The organism is Thiomonas sp. X19 (genome assembly GCF_900089495.1).
Taxonomy (GTDB): domain Bacteria; phylum Pseudomonadota; class Gammaproteobacteria; order Burkholderiales; family Burkholderiaceae_C; genus Thiomonas_A.
The window spans coordinates 1033081-1049069 of record NZ_LT605203.1 but is presented as its reverse complement, the minus strand read 5'-3'; the positions used below and the strand labels follow the sequence as shown (position 1 = coordinate 1049069).

General features: G+C 67.2%; 12 protein-coding genes and 1 riboswitch. Of the genes, 4 read left to right on the top strand and 8 right to left on the bottom strand.

All coding sequences use genetic code 11. From position 1 onward, the window contains the following. Positions 1-33: 33 nt before the first annotated feature. The 8 genes from ftsW to mraZ are packed head-to-tail and all read right to left on the bottom strand — an operon-like array spanning position 34 to position 10513. The gene (gene ftsW, locus THIX_RS04895; RefSeq protein WP_112485304.1) at positions 34-1272 is read right to left on the bottom strand and encodes a putative lipid II flippase FtsW; all 1239 of its coding nucleotides are present in this window, start codon (positions 1270-1272) and stop codon (positions 34-36) included. After that, positions 1269-2801: a UDP-N-acetylmuramoyl-L-alanine--D-glutamate ligase gene (murD, locus tag THIX_RS04890; protein ID WP_112485303.1), complete on the bottom strand. Its 1533-nt coding sequence runs from the start codon at positions 2799-2801 to the stop codon at positions 1269-1271. Before murD ends, ftsW begins: the two co-directional genes overlap by 4 nt. A gap of 7 nt (positions 2802-2808) precedes the next feature. After that, positions 2809-3987 (bottom strand): phospho-N-acetylmuramoyl-pentapeptide-transferase, encoded by a 1179-nt coding sequence (mraY, locus tag THIX_RS04885; RefSeq protein ID WP_112485302.1) that lies wholly within the window; start codon positions 3985-3987, stop codon positions 2809-2811. Further along, positions 3977-6907: a bifunctional UDP-N-acetylmuramoyl-L-alanyl-D-glutamate--2,6-diaminopimelate ligase MurE/UDP-N-acetylmuramoyl-tripeptide--D-alanyl-D-alanine ligase MurF gene (murF, locus tag THIX_RS04880; RefSeq protein ID WP_112485301.1), complete on the bottom strand. Its 2931-nt coding sequence runs from the start codon at positions 6905-6907 to the stop codon at positions 3977-3979. The genes mraY and murF overlap by 11 nt, the downstream gene beginning before the upstream one ends. Next, a complete protein-coding gene (locus tag THIX_RS04875) occupies positions 6904-8769 on the bottom strand; it encodes a penicillin-binding protein 2 (RefSeq protein WP_112488180.1) in 1866 nt (621 codons plus the stop codon). The genes murF and THIX_RS04875 overlap by 4 nt, the downstream gene beginning before the upstream one ends. A gap of 5 nt (positions 8770-8774) precedes the next feature. Further along, positions 8775-9074: a cell division protein FtsL gene (ftsL, locus tag THIX_RS04870; protein ID WP_112485300.1), complete on the bottom strand. Its 300-nt coding sequence runs from the start codon at positions 9072-9074 to the stop codon at positions 8775-8777. Then, positions 9071-10072 (bottom strand): 16S rRNA (cytosine(1402)-N(4))-methyltransferase RsmH, encoded by a 1002-nt coding sequence (gene rsmH, locus THIX_RS04865; protein ID WP_112485299.1) that lies wholly within the window; start codon positions 10070-10072, stop codon positions 9071-9073. Before rsmH ends, ftsL begins: the two co-directional genes overlap by 4 nt. A gap of 12 nt (positions 10073-10084) precedes the next feature. Further along, positions 10085-10513, bottom strand: a complete 429-nt coding sequence (gene mraZ, locus THIX_RS04860) for a division/cell wall cluster transcriptional repressor MraZ (RefSeq protein WP_112485298.1) — start codon at positions 10511-10513, stop codon at positions 10085-10087. Positions 10514-11076: 563 nt separating this feature from the next. Beyond that, a riboswitch (Fluoride riboswitch) is annotated at positions 11077-11148 on the top strand. Between the two features lie 38 nt (positions 11149-11186). On the opposite strand from mraZ, the gene THIX_RS04855 reads away from it, so the two are divergent. Genes THIX_RS04855 through THIX_RS04840 form a run of 4 tightly spaced genes read left to right on the top strand, consistent with a single transcriptional unit; the run spans position 11187 to position 15985 of the window. After that, positions 11187-12131, top strand: a complete 945-nt coding sequence (locus tag THIX_RS04855; RefSeq protein WP_112485297.1) for a respiratory chain complex I subunit 1 family protein — start codon at positions 11187-11189, stop codon at positions 12129-12131. Between the two features lie 10 nt (positions 12132-12141). Continuing rightward, positions 12142-12822 carry a hydrogenase gene (locus THIX_RS04850; protein WP_112485296.1) on the top strand — a complete coding sequence of 227 codons (681 nt, stop codon included), beginning with the start codon at positions 12142-12144 and terminating at the stop codon, positions 12820-12822. Between the two features lie 36 nt (positions 12823-12858). Further along, on the top strand, positions 12859-14316 hold the full coding sequence (locus tag THIX_RS04845; RefSeq protein ID WP_112488179.1) for a proton-conducting transporter membrane subunit: 1458 nt from the start codon (positions 12859-12861) through the stop codon (positions 14314-14316). Between the two features lies 1 nt (position 14317). Then, positions 14318-15985, top strand: a complete 1668-nt coding sequence (locus THIX_RS04840) for an NADH-quinone oxidoreductase subunit C (protein ID WP_112485295.1) — start codon at positions 14318-14320, stop codon at positions 15983-15985. Positions 15986-15989: the final 4 nt, after the last annotated feature.

Below are 15989 nucleotides of genomic sequence, written 5' to 3'. Positions count from 1 at the left end.
CAGTTGGCCTGCACCGAAACCGCGTGCTCATGCTCATATCTGACCCCCTCGCATGAGCACGCGGTTTTCAAAATCCACGCGCAGCAAGATGGCCAGGGCCAGCAACGACATCAGCGTGGCCGAGCCGCCGTAACTGAGCAGGGGCAGGGTGAGGCCCTTGGTGGGCAGCAGGCCGAGGTTGACGCCGATATTGATGAAGGCCTGACCGCCGATGAGCACGCCCACGCCCTGCGCCACCAGCGAAGAAAACATGCGGTCGGAGGCCAGTGCCTGGCGGCCGATGTCGAAGGCACGCTTGGTGATCCAGGCGAACACCAGGGTCACGGCCAGCACGCCGACGAAGCCCAGTTCCTCGCCGATGATGGCGAGCAGAAAGTCGGTCTGCGGCTCGGGCAGGTAGTGCAGCTTTTCCACGCTGCCACCCAGGCCGACGCCGAAGACATGGCCACGCCCCATGGCGATGAGCGCGTGCGCCAACTGGTAGGCGCTGCCCAGGGAGTTGTCTTCGGCCCAGGGGTTGAGGTAGGCGAAGATGCGGTCGCGCCGCCAGGGCGAGAGCACGATCATGAGCACGAAGGCGCCGATCAGCACCACCGTGCCCGCGGCGAACAACTTGCCGTTCACCCCTCCCAGGTAGAGGATGACCATGGCGACCGAGGCGATGACGAGGAAAGCACCCATGTCCGGCTCGGCCAGCAGCAGCAGGCCGATGACGGCCAGCGCGGCCGCCATCGGCAGGAAGGCTTTGCTGAACTTCTGCCTCACCTCTTGCTTGCGCACCATGAAATTGGCGGCATAGAGAATGGTCGCGAGCTTGACCAGTTCGGATGGCTGGAAATTGAACACGCCGAGCGGAATCCAGCGCCTCGAGCCATTCACGCCCTTGCCGAGAAACGGCACGAGCACGGCCGCCAGCATGGCCAGAGAGGCCAGGAAAATCAGCGGCGCCCAGCGTTCCCAGAACTTCATCGGGAACTGAAACACGACCCAGCCGCCGATGAGGCCGAGCGACACCGCCGCCAGATCGCGCCAGAAGAAATGGAACTGGGTCCAGCGGGCGAAACGCGGGTCTTCGGGAATGGCGATGGTGGCCGAATACACCATGACCAGGCCAAAAGCCAGCAGCAGCACGATGACCCACAGCAGGTTCTGGTCGAAGTCCAGCATGCGCGAGGCGGACGGGCCGACATAGCCGATGCGCACCGGCATGGGTGCGGGCTTGGGCAGGGCTTGGCCACGCTTGCGGTCGAACGCTGGCAAGGCGAGCTTCATGGCGCGGCCTCCAGCATCACGCCACGCGCGTGCGCCAACTCGGCCACGCAGGCGGTGAACACCTCGGCGCGGTGGGCGTAGTTGCGGAACATGTCGAGGCTGGCGCAGGCGGGTGAGAGCAGCGCCACATCGCCCGCGCCGGCCAGTTCTGCGACACGCTGCGTCGCCAGTTCCAGACTCGCCATCTGCTCGGTGGGGCAGACGCCTTCGAGCGCCTGGGCGATGCGGCCGGCGTCACGCCCGATCAGCACGGCGGCACGCACGCGGCCCCGCGCCGCCGCCGCCAGCGGGGCGAAGTCTTGACCCTTGCCATCGCCGCCGGCGATCAGCACCACCGGGCGGTCCAGCCCGGTGAGCGCAGCAACGGTGGCGCCGACATTGGTGCCCTTGCTGTCTTCGATCCACTCCACGCCCTCGATCACCCCCAGCGACTGCATGCGATGCGGCTCGCCGCGGTAGCTGCGCAGCGCGTGCAGCATGGGCGCGAGCGCGGTGCCGGTACTGCAGGCCAGCGCCAGCGCCGCCAGGGCGTTGGCCCAGTTGTGCCGCCCCTGGATGCGCAAGGCGTCGGCAGGCATGAGCATTTGCAGGCTCACAGGCAAGTCGATGGCAGGCGGCCGCGCCTTGCCGCGGCGCTTGGACATCCTCGCCTGCGTCTCTTCCGTCTCCACGTCTTGGGCACGCGCCAGCCAGGCCACGCCATGCTCGACGGCGATGCCCCAGTCACCCGCGCGCGCCGGCGCATCGAGCCCGAAGGTCTGCAGCTTGCGGCCTTCGCGGCCCATGCCGAGAACCCGCGGGTCGTCGCGGTTGAGCAGCATCAGCCCCGGAGGCTGGGTCAGCGTCCAGGGCAGCGGGCCGAAGATGCGCGCCTTGTCGGCGGCGTAGGCGCGCATGTCGCCATGCCAGTCGAGATGGTCTTGCGTGACATTGAGCACGGTGGCGGCGGCGGCGGCGAAGTCGTCCGCACCATGCAACTGGAAGCTGGAGAGTTCCAGCACCCAGGCTGCGGGCAGGCGGCCGGCGTCAAGCCGCTCGGCCAGCATATCCAGCATGGCCGGGCCGATATTGCCGGCCGCCACCGCATCCACCCCCGCGCCATGCAGCAGATGCGCAGTGAGCGCGGTGACCGTGGTCTTGCCATTGGTGCCGGTGATGGCCAGCAGCGACGGCGCATAACCTTGCGCCTGCTGCAACTCGCGCAGCGCGGCGCTGAACAGCCCGAGTTCGGTGACGGCATCGACCCCGTTGGCACGGGCGGCGGCGAGCAGCGGGCCGAAAGCAGCGTCGCTCGGGGCGATGCCAGGGCTGACGCAGAGCAGCTCGACCCCGTCCAGCAAGCCGGCGTCGATGCCACCCGCATGCACCATGGCCTGCGGCAACTCGGCGCACAGCGCCTCCAATTGCGGCGGCTGGCGGCGGCTGTCGGCCACGCGCACGACGGCTCCCTGGCGCGCGCACCAGCGCGCCATCGCCAGGCCGGAAATGCCCAGGCCGAGGACGAGGACGGTGCGCTCGCGCAGGTTCACCTGGCCCTCACCGCAGCTTCAGGCTGGCGAGGCCAGCGAGACACAACATCATGGTGACGATCCAGAAGCGGATCACCACCTGCGATTCCTTCACCCCGAGTTGCTCGAAGTGGTGGTGCAGCGGCGCCATCTTGAAAATGCGCCGGCCTTGCCCGTATTTCTTTTTGGTGTACTTGAAATACGTCACCTGGATCATCACCGACACGGTTTCGGCGACGAACACCCCGCCCATGATGAACAGCACGATCTCTTGCCGCACGATCACGGCAATGGTGCCCAAAGCGGCGCCCAGCGCCAGCGCACCAACGTCACCCATGAACACCTGCGCCGGGTAGGCGTTGTACCAGAGGAAGGCCAGCCCGGCGCCGACCATGGCGCCGATGAAAATGAGCAACTCGCCCGTGCCCGGGATGTAGGGGAACAGCAGGTATTTGGAGAACACCGCGTTGCCCGTGACGTAGGCGAACACGCCCAGCGAGCCGCCCACCATGACCGTGGGCATGATGGCCAGGCCGTCGGCGCCGTCGGTGAGATTCACCGCGTTGCTGGAGCCGACGATGACGAAGTAGGTCAGCAGGATGAAGCCCAGCATGCCCAGCGGATAACTCACCGATTTGAAGAAGGGCACGATGAGGTCGGCCGCGGGCGGCAGCGGCATGGACAGGCCGCTCTTGAGCCATTCGACGAACAGGTGCAGCACCTGGGCATTGCCCCTGCCCGACACCGCGAACGCCAGATAGAACGCCGCCAGCAGGCCGATCAGCGACTGCCAGAAATACTTGTCGCGCGAGCGCATGCCGTTGGGGTCGCGGTAGACCACCTTGCGGTAATCGTCGGCCCAGCCGATGGCGCCGAAACCCAGCATGACGATGAGCACGAGCCAGACGAAGCGGTTGGACAAGTCCATCCACAGCAGCGTGGAGGCGGTGATGGCGATGAGGATGAGCACCCCGCCCATGGTGGGGGTGCCGGTCTTGATCAGATGGGTCTGCGGCCCGTCCTGCCGCACCGCCTGGCCCACCTTCATCGCGGTGAGCTTGCGGATCACCGCAGGCCCGGCGGCCAGGCCGATGAACAGCGCCGTGAGCGTGCTCATCACGGCACGGAAGGTGATGTAGTTGAACACCCGGAAAAACCGCAGCTCGGGCGAAACGCTCATCAACCACATGGCCAGGCTATGCAGCATGACTGGCCTCCTTCGCGCCGGCGCTCGGCAGCGTGCCCAAGCCCTGCAGCGCGCGCACCACCCGCTCCATGCGCATGAAGCGCGAGCCCTTCACCAACACCGCGTCGAAACCCTGCAGCGCGGCGACATCGACCGCCAAGGCCTCGACATTTGCCGCGTGGCGCACCGCGACACCACCCTGCCCCGCGGCATCGGCCACATGACGCGCGAGACCGCCAACGGCCCAGACGGCGTCGATGCGGCGTGCGGCGGCATGGCTGCCGGCCTCGGCGTGAAACGCCGGACCTTGCGTGCCGACCTCACCCATATCGCCCAGCACCAGCAGGCGGCGCCCGGGCAGTGCGGCGAGGGCGTCGATCGCGGCGCGCACCGAATCCGGGTTGGCGTTGTAGCTGTCGTCGATCAAGCTGATGACATGTCCGCCGGGCAGCTCGAGCCGGCTGCGCTGCATGCGCCCAGCCACCGGGCGGAACGTCTCCAGCCCGGCCACCACCGCGTCGAGCGGGGCGCCGCAAGCCAGCGCCGCGGCCGCTGCGGCCAGGGCGTTGTGCGCGTTGTGCGCGCCCATCACCTGCAACTGCACGCGGGCTTCGCCTGCAGGTGAGCGCAGGTGCAAGCGCATGCCCGGCTCGGCGTTCGCGGCTGCCTGATAGGCCATCTCGGCCCAGCCACTGACCTCGGCGGCGGGCGGCGCCTCGGTCACCTCGTGCAGCGCGAAGCGCATGAGGCGGCGCCCTGCGGCCAGCGACTGCCATAGCGGCGCATAGCCGTCGCTGGCGGGGTAGACGGCGACGCCGCTCGGCGCGAGCGCGGCGAGCACGCTGCCGTTCTCGCGTGCCACGGCTTCCACCGTGTGCATGAATTCCTGGTGCTCGCGCTGCGCGTTGTTGACCAGCGCGACGGTCGGCTCGGCGATGGCCGCCAGCCGCGCCACTTCGCCCGGGTGGTTCATGCCCAGCTCCACCACCCCGGCCAGGTGCTGCGGCTGCAGGCGCAGCAAGGTGAGCGGCAGGCCGACCTCGTTGTTGAAGTTGCCTTGCGTCGCCAAGCGCCCGTCCTCGCCCAGCCAGGCGGCGAGGATGGCGGCGATCATTTGCGTCACCGTGGTCTTGCCGTTGCTGCCGGTGACGGCGGCGAGCGCCATGGCGCCTTGCTGGCGGCGCCAGGCTTGGCTAAGCCGGCCCAGTGCCTGCAGGCTGCCGGCCACTTCCACGCCGGGCAAGCCGCATGGCGCCACGCCGCGTTCGGCCAGCACGGCAGCAGCGCCGGCTGCCGCCGCCTGGGGCAGGAAGTCGTGGGCGTCGAAGCGTTCGCCGCGCAGCGCGACGAATAGGTCGCCAGGGCGCAGGCTGCGGGTGTCGGTGCAAACGCGGGTGATCGGCGTGAGCGCATCGCCATGCAATCGGCCACCGACCCAGGCCTGCAGTTCGCGCAGGGCGAACAACCCGCCGCCGCGCTGCGCCAGGGCGAGGCGGGCATGGAACACATCCGAGAACGGCGCCTTGCGTCCGTCTTGTTCCTGCGTCGTCTCATGCCCCTTGCCGGCCAGCAGCACGACATCCGCAGCAGCGGCATGGGCCACGGTTTCGGCGATGGCCTGGGCGCGGTCGGCCACGACCAGGCCCTGCACCGGCGCGACCAAGCCTTGCAGCAGGTCGTCGAGGATGGCTTGCGGCGCTTCGCTGCGCGGGTTGTCGCTGGTCAGCACGACACGGTCGGCCAAGCCTTCGGCAGCGGCGGCCATCGGCGCGCGTTTGCTGCGGTCGCGGTCACCACCGGCACCCAGCAGGCACCACAGTTTGCCGCCACGCGCCTGCGCTGCGGGGCGCAAGGCCTGCAGCGCCTGGGCGATGGCATCGGGGGTGTGGGCGTAGTCCACCACCACCAGCGGCGCGTCGCGTCCACCCATCAACTGCATGCGCCCGGGTGGCGGGGCGATGGCGCCAAGCGCCTGCACGATGACCTCGAAGCCCAGACCGCAGCTTTGCAGCAGGCCGCACACGACCAGCACATTGGCGGCGTTGAAGCGCCCGACCAACGGCAGCGCAACCTGCGCCCGCTGCGCGGCGTGGCACAACTCGACGGCCATGCCAGTGGGCGTGTCGGCAAGCTCGGCCCGCCAGTCGGCAGGCTGGTCCAGCGCGGTGGTGATGACGCGCATGCCACGCTGCGCCGTGTGTTGCGCCAGGGCTGCGCCCATGGCGTCGTCGATGTTGAGCACCGCGGCTTGCAGCGCGTGGGCGTCGAACAAGCGGCGCTTGGCGACGGCATAGGCGGCCATATCGCCGTGGTAGTCGAGATGGTCTTGCGTCAGATTGGTGAAGCCGGCGGTGTGAACCTGCAGGCCAGCGAGGCGCCCTTCCTCGATGCCGATGGACGAGGCTTCGAGGGCGACATGGCGCACCCCCTGCGCCAGCATCGCCGCCAGTTCGCGCTGCAGGCGCACCGGGTCGGGTGTGGTCAGGCCGGTGGCTTGCAGCGCGCCGGGCAGGCCCACGCCCAGGGTGCCGACCACGCCGCAAGGCTTGCCGGCGGCGGCCAGCGCCTGCGCCGCCCAGAGTGCGCAGGAAGTCTTGCCATTGGTGCCGGTGATGGCCAGCACGGTCATGTGGCGCGAGGGCTGGCCGTACCAGGCGGCGGCAAGTTCGCCGGCCAGCGCTTTCAGGCCGCGCACGCGCAGCGTGGCGGGCGGCAGATCGAAGCCATCGGCACCGTCGTCCTCCACCAGGGCGGCCACGGCGCCACGGGCGAAGGCCTCGGGCAGATGGCGCCGTCCATCGCTGGCGGCGCCGGGCCAGGCGATGAACAGATCGCCGGCTTGCACCTGGCGCGAGTCGCAAGTCCAGGCTGCCCCGGCTGGAACCGCGGCGGCACGCACGGCATGCAGCACGGCGCCGACGGAGCCGGGCGCGGCGCTCACGCACCCTCCTTGTGGAGTGCGCTTGCGGGCTTGGAGGGCTGGGCGGCGGCGGTGATGGCCGGGGCCACATCGGGCTTGACCGGCAGGTCCGGCGGCACGCCGAGGATGCGCAGCGCCTGCGGCGCCACGCTGGCGAACACCGGAGCCGAGACGTCGCCGCCGAAATGCTTGCCGCCGCTGGGCTGGTCGACCGAGATGGCCATGACGATGCGTGGATGGCCGATGGGTGCCATGCCGACGAACTGGGCGCGGAACAGGTGCTTGTCGTAGCCCTTGCCCTTCCAGATCCAGGCGGTGCCGGTCTTGCCCCCGGTGGTGTAACCCGGCACGGCGGCGCCGGGTGCGGTACCGCCTTGCTGCGTGACCAAGGCCAGCATGCTGCGCATCTCACGCGCCACCAGCGGCGACACCACTTGCACGCCTTGCGGTGTGGCGGTGCTTTTCAACAGGGTTGCCGGAATGATGCGGCCATGGTTGGCGAACAACAGATAGGCATGCGCCAACTGGAAGGTGGAGACCGAGATGCCGTAGCCGAAGCCCTGGGTCACGGCGTCGATCGGACGCCATTTCTCCCACGGCCGCACCAGACCGCTGGCCGCGCCCGGAAACGGCACCTGCGGACGCTGGCCGAGGCCGACCGCGGTGTACATATCCCACTGGATGCGCGGATTCATGCGCATGACGATCTTGCTCGTCGCCACGTTGCTGGAATACTGGATGACCTGGGGCAGCGCGATGGTGCCGTTGTCCAAGTCGTCGCAGATGTTGTTGCCGTAGACGTTGAGGCAGCCGGGCGCCGTGTGGAACTCGGTCTGCGGCGTCACCACGCCCGCCTGCAGCGCGGCGGCAATGGTGATGGGCTTCATCACCGAGCCGGGCTCGAAGGTGTCGGTCAGCGCGTAGTTGCGCATGTCCGACTGGGTCATGTTGCGGCGATGGTTGGGATCGAAGCTGGGGTAGTTGGCCATGGCCAGCACCTGGCCGTTGGTGGCGTCGAGCACCACGGCGCTGCCGTTCTTGGCCTTGTTGTTCACCACCGCATCTTTCAAGGCCTGGTAGGTGAGGTACTGGATCTTGCTGTCGATCGACAGTTGCACGTCGTCGCCGTTCACCGGGGGCACGCCGCCACCGACGTCCTCGATCACATTGCCGAGGCGGTCGCGCATGACCTTGCGCGTACCCGAATGGCCGGCCAGGTCTTTCTGGAACGTGAGTTCGACGCCGGCCTGGCCCTGGTTCTCCAGGTCGGTAAAGCCCACCAGCTGCGCCGCGGCCGAACCTTCGGGGTAGTAGCGCTTGTAGCTGGGAGAGAAATAGATGCCCTTGATGCCCAGCGCCTGCACCTTGCGCGCGGTGTCGATGTCGACCTGGCGCTTCACATACACGAACTGCCTGTCCAGGCTCAGGCGACGCTGCAGTTCGGCCGCGTTGAGCTCGAGCAGTTGCGCCAGCTCGGCCACCTTGCGCGGATCGGCCTCCAGGGTTTCGGGGTCGGCCCAGATGGTTTTGACGGGGATGCTGGAGGCCAGAATATTGCCGTGGCGATCGAGAATGCGCCCGCGCATCGCGGGCAGCTCGATGGTGCGGATGAAGCGCAGATCACCCTGCTGCTGGTAGAAGTTGGTGGTGATGACCTGCACCCACAGCGCCCGCCCGATCAGGGCGATGAAGGCGAGGTAGAGCAGGCCCTTGACCAGCCAGGCGCGCCCGGGCGGCAGGCGCAGGCGCAACAGCGGACTGCTGTGCGTCTGGCGCGGAGCCGGACCGAGGTTGCGCGATGAAAACGCCCCCAGGCCGCTGCCTTGCAGCAACCTCCCACCGAGAGGAATGCGAAAACTTGAGGCGGCCGCGCGTTTTTTCATGAGCTTCATCGCGTGGGAATGGATGCCGGCAGGCTGGGCAGCCGCGCGGCGCTGATGTAGTCGGTCCGCGCCGGCGTGACCGGCACCAGCCCCAGGGTGTTGCGCGCCAGCTCCTCGATGCGCCCGGGCACGGAGAGTGCGCGCACTTCCACCTGCAGGCGGTCGTGGTCGAGTTGCAGTTGCATCGCCCGCTGCTGCGCCGCGTCGAGCGCGGCAAAGGTGCGCCGCGCCTCGTACTGCGCCCGCACCACGAGCATGGCGCTGGCCATGGCGATGAGCAGCAGCAGCAGGTTCAGCCGCGTCATGCGCCCACCTCCGGCGCCACTGCCGCGGCCACCACGCCAGGCAGGCGTTCGGCGGCGCGCAGCATGGCCGAGCGCGAACGCGGATTGGCCTTCACTTCGGCCGCAGCGGGGCGTTGCTTGGTCAACAGCTTCAAGCCCGGATGAAACGCCGCCGGCGCCACCGGCAGGCGCAGTTGCTCGCGCGTCTGTTCGGGCGCACGCGACTGCCGCGCCATGAACTGCTTCACCACGCGGTCTTCGAGTGAGTGAAAGCTGATGACCACGAGGCGTCCTCCATCAGCCAGCCTGGCCATCACCTGCGCGAGTGCCGCTTCGAGTTCGGCAAGCTCGGCATTGACGTGAATCCGAAGAGCTTGAAAGGTGCGCGTGGCCGGATCTTGCCCCGGTTCGCGACTGCGCACCGCTTGCGCCACGAGGCCGGCAAGCTCTGCGGTACGAGTGACGGGCTCGCCCCGTTCGCGGCGAGCCACAACCGCCTTTGCAATCGGGAAAGCAGCCCGTTCGTCGCCATAATCTCTCAGCACCCGGGTGATGTCATCGACGCTGGCCTCGGCCAGGAATTGCGCTGCGGTCAGGCCGCGCGTGGTGTCCATGCGCATGTCCAGCGGGGCGTCGCCGCGAAAGCTGAAACCGCGCCGGGTCTCGTCGAGTTGTGGCGACGACACGCCCAGATCGAACAGCATGCCCTGCACCTTGGGCAAGCCCAGCCCATCCAGCACCGCGCCAAAGTCGGAGAACGCGGCGTGCACCAGCGTCAGCCGCGCATCGGCCCGCGCCAAATCCTGGCCGGCGGCAATGGCCTGGGGGTCGCGGTCCAGCGCCACCACGCGCGCCTGCGGCCCCAGGCGCGCCAGCAACTCCCGCGTGTGGCCACCGCGACCGAAGGTTGCGTCCAGGTAGATGCCGGCCGGGTCGGTCATCAGCAGCTCGACGGCTTCGTGCAGCAAAACGGTGCGGTGCTGCAGAGGCGCTGCAGCGGTGGGGGCGGGGTTTGGCATCTGGGGTCACCTTCACACCACGATGTTGCGTACCGCTTCAGGCATGCCGGCCTCGATCACCGCCGCCTCGCGCGACTGGTGGGTGGCGCGGTCCCAGATCTCGAAATGCGAACCCATGCCGATCAAGTCGATCTCGCGCTCGATGCGCGCCGCCGCACGCAGTTCAGGCGAGATGAGCACACGCCCGGTGGCGTCGATCTCGGTCTCGGTGGCGTGGCCCAGATAGATGCGCTTCCAGCCCTGCGCCTCCATGGGCAGCTGGCTGATCTTGGCGCGAAATTCCTGCCATTGCGCGTCGCCGAACAACATCAGGCAGCCCTCGGGGCTTTTGGTCAGGGTCAACCGACCGGCAGCCTGCGCCAGCAGCATGTCGCGGTGGCGCGCAGGCACGGTCATGCGACCCTTGCCGTCCAGCGTCAACGCCGATATGCCAATGAACACGCGCTTCTCCGATTGCCTTCAGCGCAGAGCCCGGCCTCTGCACTTTTACCCACTTTTTTGCACTTGGCTGCACTGTAGGGGGCAAAAAGACCATCGTCAATAGGGCAAATTGAAAAATTGGCTTATCAAACAAGCACTTAGCGCCGTCATCAAAGCTGTGTTTTTGGACAGATAAAGTCAAAAAAATGCCCTTAAATGAAGTACTTGAATCCATAAGTGCAAGCGATACATTCGGGTCGAGGCCGCCGCAAGGAGCGAAGCTGGCGATCGCCCTGCGCGGGGCAGGGCGCAGGGCGCAAGAAGGCAGAACCCTGCGGCCGTCGTCTTCCGCACTCATCCAGCATGCCGATGCTGGGGGCCGAAGCGGCCCTGGCTTGGCTGGGCTCGGCCGCCAGGACCGCCTCCCTGGGTCACGGGAGGAACCCGCCTTTTGTCGTACCGCTGGCAAGTCCATGCCATGCTCTGCAGCCGGACGGCCATGGGTGGGCAGGTCGGCCAGGTTCGTTGCATTTGGGCACGAATGTCGCCTTGACCTGGGACTTTCGACGCTTTAAAATGATTGCAAACGAGACGGCGATGGAGTTCGCCGCAACCGCCACCGGCGCCAGCCGGTGGCTGATGACTCCTACCCAGTGCCGCTGCGTGCGGCGGGTGATCTGCATGGGAGGAGTCAATGCAAGCACAAGCCGTATGGCCACAGATCGCCCAGGTGCTGGCGATTGTGTTGCTCTCTCCGCTGCTGCACGGCTTCATCGCCATGATGGAAGAGAAGGTGCAGCGCGGCGCAGGCCCCAGCCTGTTTCAGCCCTACCGCGATCTGGCCAAGTGGTTCCGCAAAGAGCTCGTGGTGCCGCAAACCGCGTCGTGGATTTTCTGGGCCGCGCCGGTGGTGGCGTTCTCGGCCATGCTCACGGTGCCCATCCTCATCCCGGTGCTGACCAACTACCCGCTGCCGCTCTCGGACATGGGCGACATCCTGGGCGGCGGCCTCATGCTGACCCTGGCCGGCTTCGCCATCCTGCTCGCGGGTCTCGATAGCGGTCATCCCTATGGCGGGCTGGGGTCGAGCCGCGAGGCCATGCTGGCCATCCTGGCCGAGCCGACGCTGATCATGGTGTTCGTCGGCATCACCCTGCTGGCGCAGGCCATGCTGCCCTTCGTCGTCAATCACCTGCTGGTGGCGCAGCCGGCGGTGTTCTGGGGCCCGGCGCATCTGTTCCTGGTGGCGGCGTTTTTCATTCTGCTCACGGTGGAAACCGAGCGCCTGCCGATCCATTCGAGCATCCACGATGAGATCTACATGATCGGCGAGGCGCGCATTCTCGAATACTCCGGCCCGCTGCTGGCGCTGCTGAAGTGGGCGTCGTGGATGAAGCAGGCCATTCTCTACACCATCTTCCTCAATGTGCTGACCATCCCCTGGGGCTTGTCCATCCAGGGCGCGGCGCTGGGCATCGCCGGCGCCACCGCGGCGCTGCTGGCGAAGTGGGCGCTGCTGGGGCTCATCATGGTGTTCGTCGATACCGCGCAATCGCGCCTGCGCTTTTACCGTTATCAGGAGCCGCTGGCGCTGTCCTTCCTGATGGCCATCCTCGCCATCGTCGCGCGGCAGGTGTGAGGAGCATGCCATGTTGATCTTCCACCTCGGCGGCGTGCAGGCATCCATCTTCAGCCTGCTGATCATCATCGCGCTCATCCTGGCCTTCGTCATGCTGGGCTCGCACTGGATCAAGAACCACATCCTGGCCTTCGCCGCCGAGTCATGGGTGATTGCGGCGCTGTCGCTGGCCGTCGGCATCACCGGGCATTACCCGGAGCTGATTTTCATCGCCGCGCTGACCGCGCTGTTTCGCGGCACCCTGCTGCCGTACCTGCTGGTGCGCATCGTCAACGACCTGGGGCAGAACCGGGAATTCACGCCCTTGTTGCAACCGGCGTCGAGCATCGTGCTCGGCGGTTTTCTGGTGCTGTTTTCCTATGCGGTGGCGGAGAAGCTGGGGGCGCGCATGAACCTGGTGGACAACATCGCCGTGCTGGCGCTGACCGCCATGTTCGCGCTCAAGCTCATCGGCTTTCTGATGCTGGTGCTGCGCGCGGAGGCGGTGAGTTCCATCCTCGGCCTGCTGGTGATCGAGAACGGCATTTTTCTCGGCTCGCAAATCCTGGTGCCGGGCATGCCGCTGTTGCTGGAAATGGTGATCCTCTTCGACCTGCTGATCATCGTCTCCACCTTCGGCATGCTGATCCGCTTCCTGCACAAGGCAGTGGGCACGACCAGCAGCCGCGAACTCACGCGCTTGGTGGGGTGAGGCGATGACCAGCGAACGACGCGATTGGAGCAAGACGTGATCTGGAATGTCTTGTATGCCATCTGGGCCGTCACTGCGCTGGCGGCGGTGGGCAGTTGGGTGTCACGGCACTCGCGGCTGGCCGAGGCTCTGAATCTCGCCGCGGCGATCATCGACCTCATCCTGGTGATCGTGCTGCTCATCGCCACGCCCGACACGGCGGTCACCGCGCTGAACCATGGCCTGCTGCTCGACGATTTCGGCGTGTGGGTGATGCTGTGCCTGGCCATCGTCTATCTGCTGGCCAGCGTCTACGCCATTGGCTACATGCGCTGGATGCATGGGGAGCTGGCGCGGCTGCACCGCTTCTACAGCCTGTTCGCCGCGTTCGCGCTCACCATGTTCCTGGCACCGGTGCAGAACAACCCCGGGCTGTACTGGATCGCCATTGACCTCACCACCATCGTCAGCGCGTTTCTGGTGGGCTTTCAGCGCGCGCCGGAAAGCATCGAAGCGGCGTGGAAGTACATCGTCATCGTCTCCGCAGGTCTTGGTCTGGCGCTGCTGGGCACGGTGCTGTTTTACTGGGCCGGCACGTTCATCCTCGGCCCGGAGTACGACATGACTTGGGCCAACCTCGCCGGCATCGCCCCCAAGGCCGAGCCGGTGTTGCTGCTGCTCTCCTTCCTGCTGGTCTTGGTGGGCTTCGGCACCAAGGTCGGCCTGGCGCCGATGCACACCTGGCTGCCGGATGCGCACAGCGAGGGCCCGGCGCCGGTGTCGGCCATGCTGTCGGGCGCGCTGCTCAACTGCGCCATGCTGGGCATCGTGCGCTATTTGCACATCCTGCAGCACACCCGCATCGAGGCCGCGGCGCGCACCGCACTCGTGGTGCTGGGCGCGTTCAGCCTGCTGGTGGCAGCGCTGTTCATCAGCCACCAGACCGTCATCAAGCGCCTCGCCGCCTATTCCAGCGTGGAGCACATGGGCGTGGTCGCGCTGGGCTTCGGTTTCGGCGGGCCGCTGGGGGTGATCGGCGCGCTGTATCACATGCTCAATCACTCGCTCACCAAGTCGCTGGTGTTCTTCGGCGCGGGCAACATGATGCACGCTTACGAGAGCAAGGAGATTGCCAATATCCGCCGTGTGCTGCACTTTTTTCCTCGCTCGGGCGCCATCTGGCTGGCCGGTGCCGTGGCTATTACCGGGGCGCCGCCGTTCGGCCTTTTTCTCTCGGAACTCACCATCCTGCGCGGCGGCATGGTGAGTACAAATCCGTGGGCGGTATGGTGGATGGCCGTGCTGCTCATCGTCATTTTCATCGGCTTTCTCAACCACTTCCGCGCCATGTATTTTGGCTCGCGTCCGAAGCATGCGCCGCATCTGAAATTGCGCTTCGTGCATGTCGCGCCGATGGCCGTGGCACTGGTCGCCATCCTGCTGCTCGGACTGTGGTGGCTGCCGCCGATCTGGAACCATCTGGCCAGCATCGCCACGCAACTGGGAGGGGTGTGAGATGCGCCACTGCGACACCATCCGCCTGAGACCTGGGGAGTTGCCTGCCGCCGCCGACGCCCTGCTCACCGCGCTGGGCGACACCCCCAGCGCCCATGGCCGCATGCAGATGGCCTACGCCTGCGGCTGCAGCGACGGCGGGCTGGACGTGATCTATGTCGTGAGCGCCCCCAGGTCGCCGCAAGCGGCTCCCGCCCCCCATGGGGGTGAGGCAGCCTTGGGGCGGCCCGGCGGCTTCCTCGGGAGCCTGGGCGCGAACCAGCCCTACAAAGTCTGGCGCGTGCGACCGGACAACCACACCCTGCCCTCGCTGGCCGACAAGCTGCCGTTGCTGGGCTGGTATGAGCGCGAGATGATGGACCTTGACGGCCTGCGCTTCACCGGCCACCCCGAGCCCAACCCGCTGGTGCTGCACGAAGGCATGCCGCGCCAACCTGCACCGCTTGCGCATGGTTTCGACATCCATGCCGCGGCTCTCGACTTCACCCCGCAACCGCCCATCGTGCCGCTGGTCTTGGGGCCGGACATCCAGCGCCTGCCCTTCGGCCCGGTGCGTGCGGACATCGTGGAGTCCGCCCAATTCCTGTTCTTCTACATCGGCGAAGGCATCCTGCACTATCACCCGCGGCTGTTTTACAAACACCGCGCGATGGAAGCGCGTTTTCAAGTGCCCCCAGGAAATGACGCTGCCATCTCCTGGGGGCACTTGGGGCGGCCCGGCGTTGCCTTGCGCGCTCCCGACCTCCGTGCGGGCGCGGTGCTCGCCGAGCGGGTCAGCGGCATCGACTCGGTGGCGCATGCGCTGGCGTTTGCGCAGGCGGTGGAAGGCGCGTTGGGCTGGCGTGCGCCGTCGCGCTCGCGCTATCTGCGCGTCATCCTCGCGGAACTGGAGCGGCTCTACAACCACCTGCACTACCTCGGCCATCTGTCGAAGACCACCACGCTGAAAGTGGGCGAGGCGCAAGGGCTGTTGCTCGAAGAACGGCTCAAGCAGATCAACGCCAAACTCACTGGCAGCCGGTTTCTGCGCGGCCTCATCACCCCCGGCGGGTTGCGCCGCGACCTCGATGTGAGCGGCCTGGACGCCGCGCTCGACACCGTCACCGACGACATCGGCAGCTATCTGCAGCGCCTTGAAAACACCCGCAGCCATCTCGACCGCCTGATGACGACCGGCCATCTCGACCGCCAGGTTGCGTTCGACCAGGGCGCTTGCGGACCGATCGAGCGCGCCAGCGGCCTCGACCGCGATCTGCGCCGCGACCACCCTTACGCCAACTACGACAAGGTGCGCTTTTCCGTGCCCGTGCAAAAAACAGGTGACGCCCACGCCCGCTCGCTGGTGCGCATGGAGGAGATCCGCGAATCGCTGGCGCTGATCCGTCAGGCCATCGGCCGCGTCAAGCCCGGTCCGGTGCTGCGGCACGAGGTGTTGGAACCAGCCGATCCCCATGGTGAAGGCCTGGGCTGGGTGGAAACCACGCGCGGCGGCCTGCTGTATGCGGTGCATCTCGATGCCACGCGCACCCGGCTGCAGCGCGTCAAGATCAAGGACCCGTCGTTTTCCAACTGGCGGGTGTTCCCCTTCACCGTGGAGGACAGCAACATGATGGACTACGCCATCAACGAGGCCAGCTTCGGCCTGTCCGTCGCCGGTGCGGATCGGTAAGGAG

Bases quoted from the DNA above. Each gene is read 5' to 3' on its own strand.
- ftsW (WP_112485304.1), bottom strand. From the start codon at position 1,272: ATGAAGCTCGCCTTGCCAGCGTTCGACCGCAAGCGTGGCCAAGCCCTG.
- mraY (WP_112485302.1), bottom strand. From the start codon at position 3,987: ATGCTGCATAGCCTGGCCATGTGGTTGATGAGCGTTTCGCCCGAGCTG.
- THIX_RS04875 (WP_112488180.1), bottom strand. From the start codon at position 8,769: ATGAAAAAACGCGCGGCCGCCTCAAGTTTTCGCATTCCTCTCGGTGGG.
- ftsL (WP_112485300.1), bottom strand. From the start codon at position 9,074: ATGACGCGGCTGAACCTGCTGCTGCTGCTCATCGCCATGGCCAGCGCC.
- rsmH (WP_112485299.1), bottom strand. From the start codon at position 10,072: ATGCCAAACCCCGCCCCCACCGCTGCAGCGCCTCTGCAGCACCGCACC.
- THIX_RS04855 (WP_112485297.1), top strand. From the start codon at position 11,187: ATGCAAGCACAAGCCGTATGGCCACAGATCGCCCAGGTGCTGGCGATT.
- THIX_RS04850 (WP_112485296.1), top strand. From the start codon at position 12,142: ATGTTGATCTTCCACCTCGGCGGCGTGCAGGCATCCATCTTCAGCCTG.
- THIX_RS04840 (WP_112485295.1), top strand. From the start codon at position 14,318: ATGCGCCACTGCGACACCATCCGCCTGAGACCTGGGGAGTTGCCTGCC.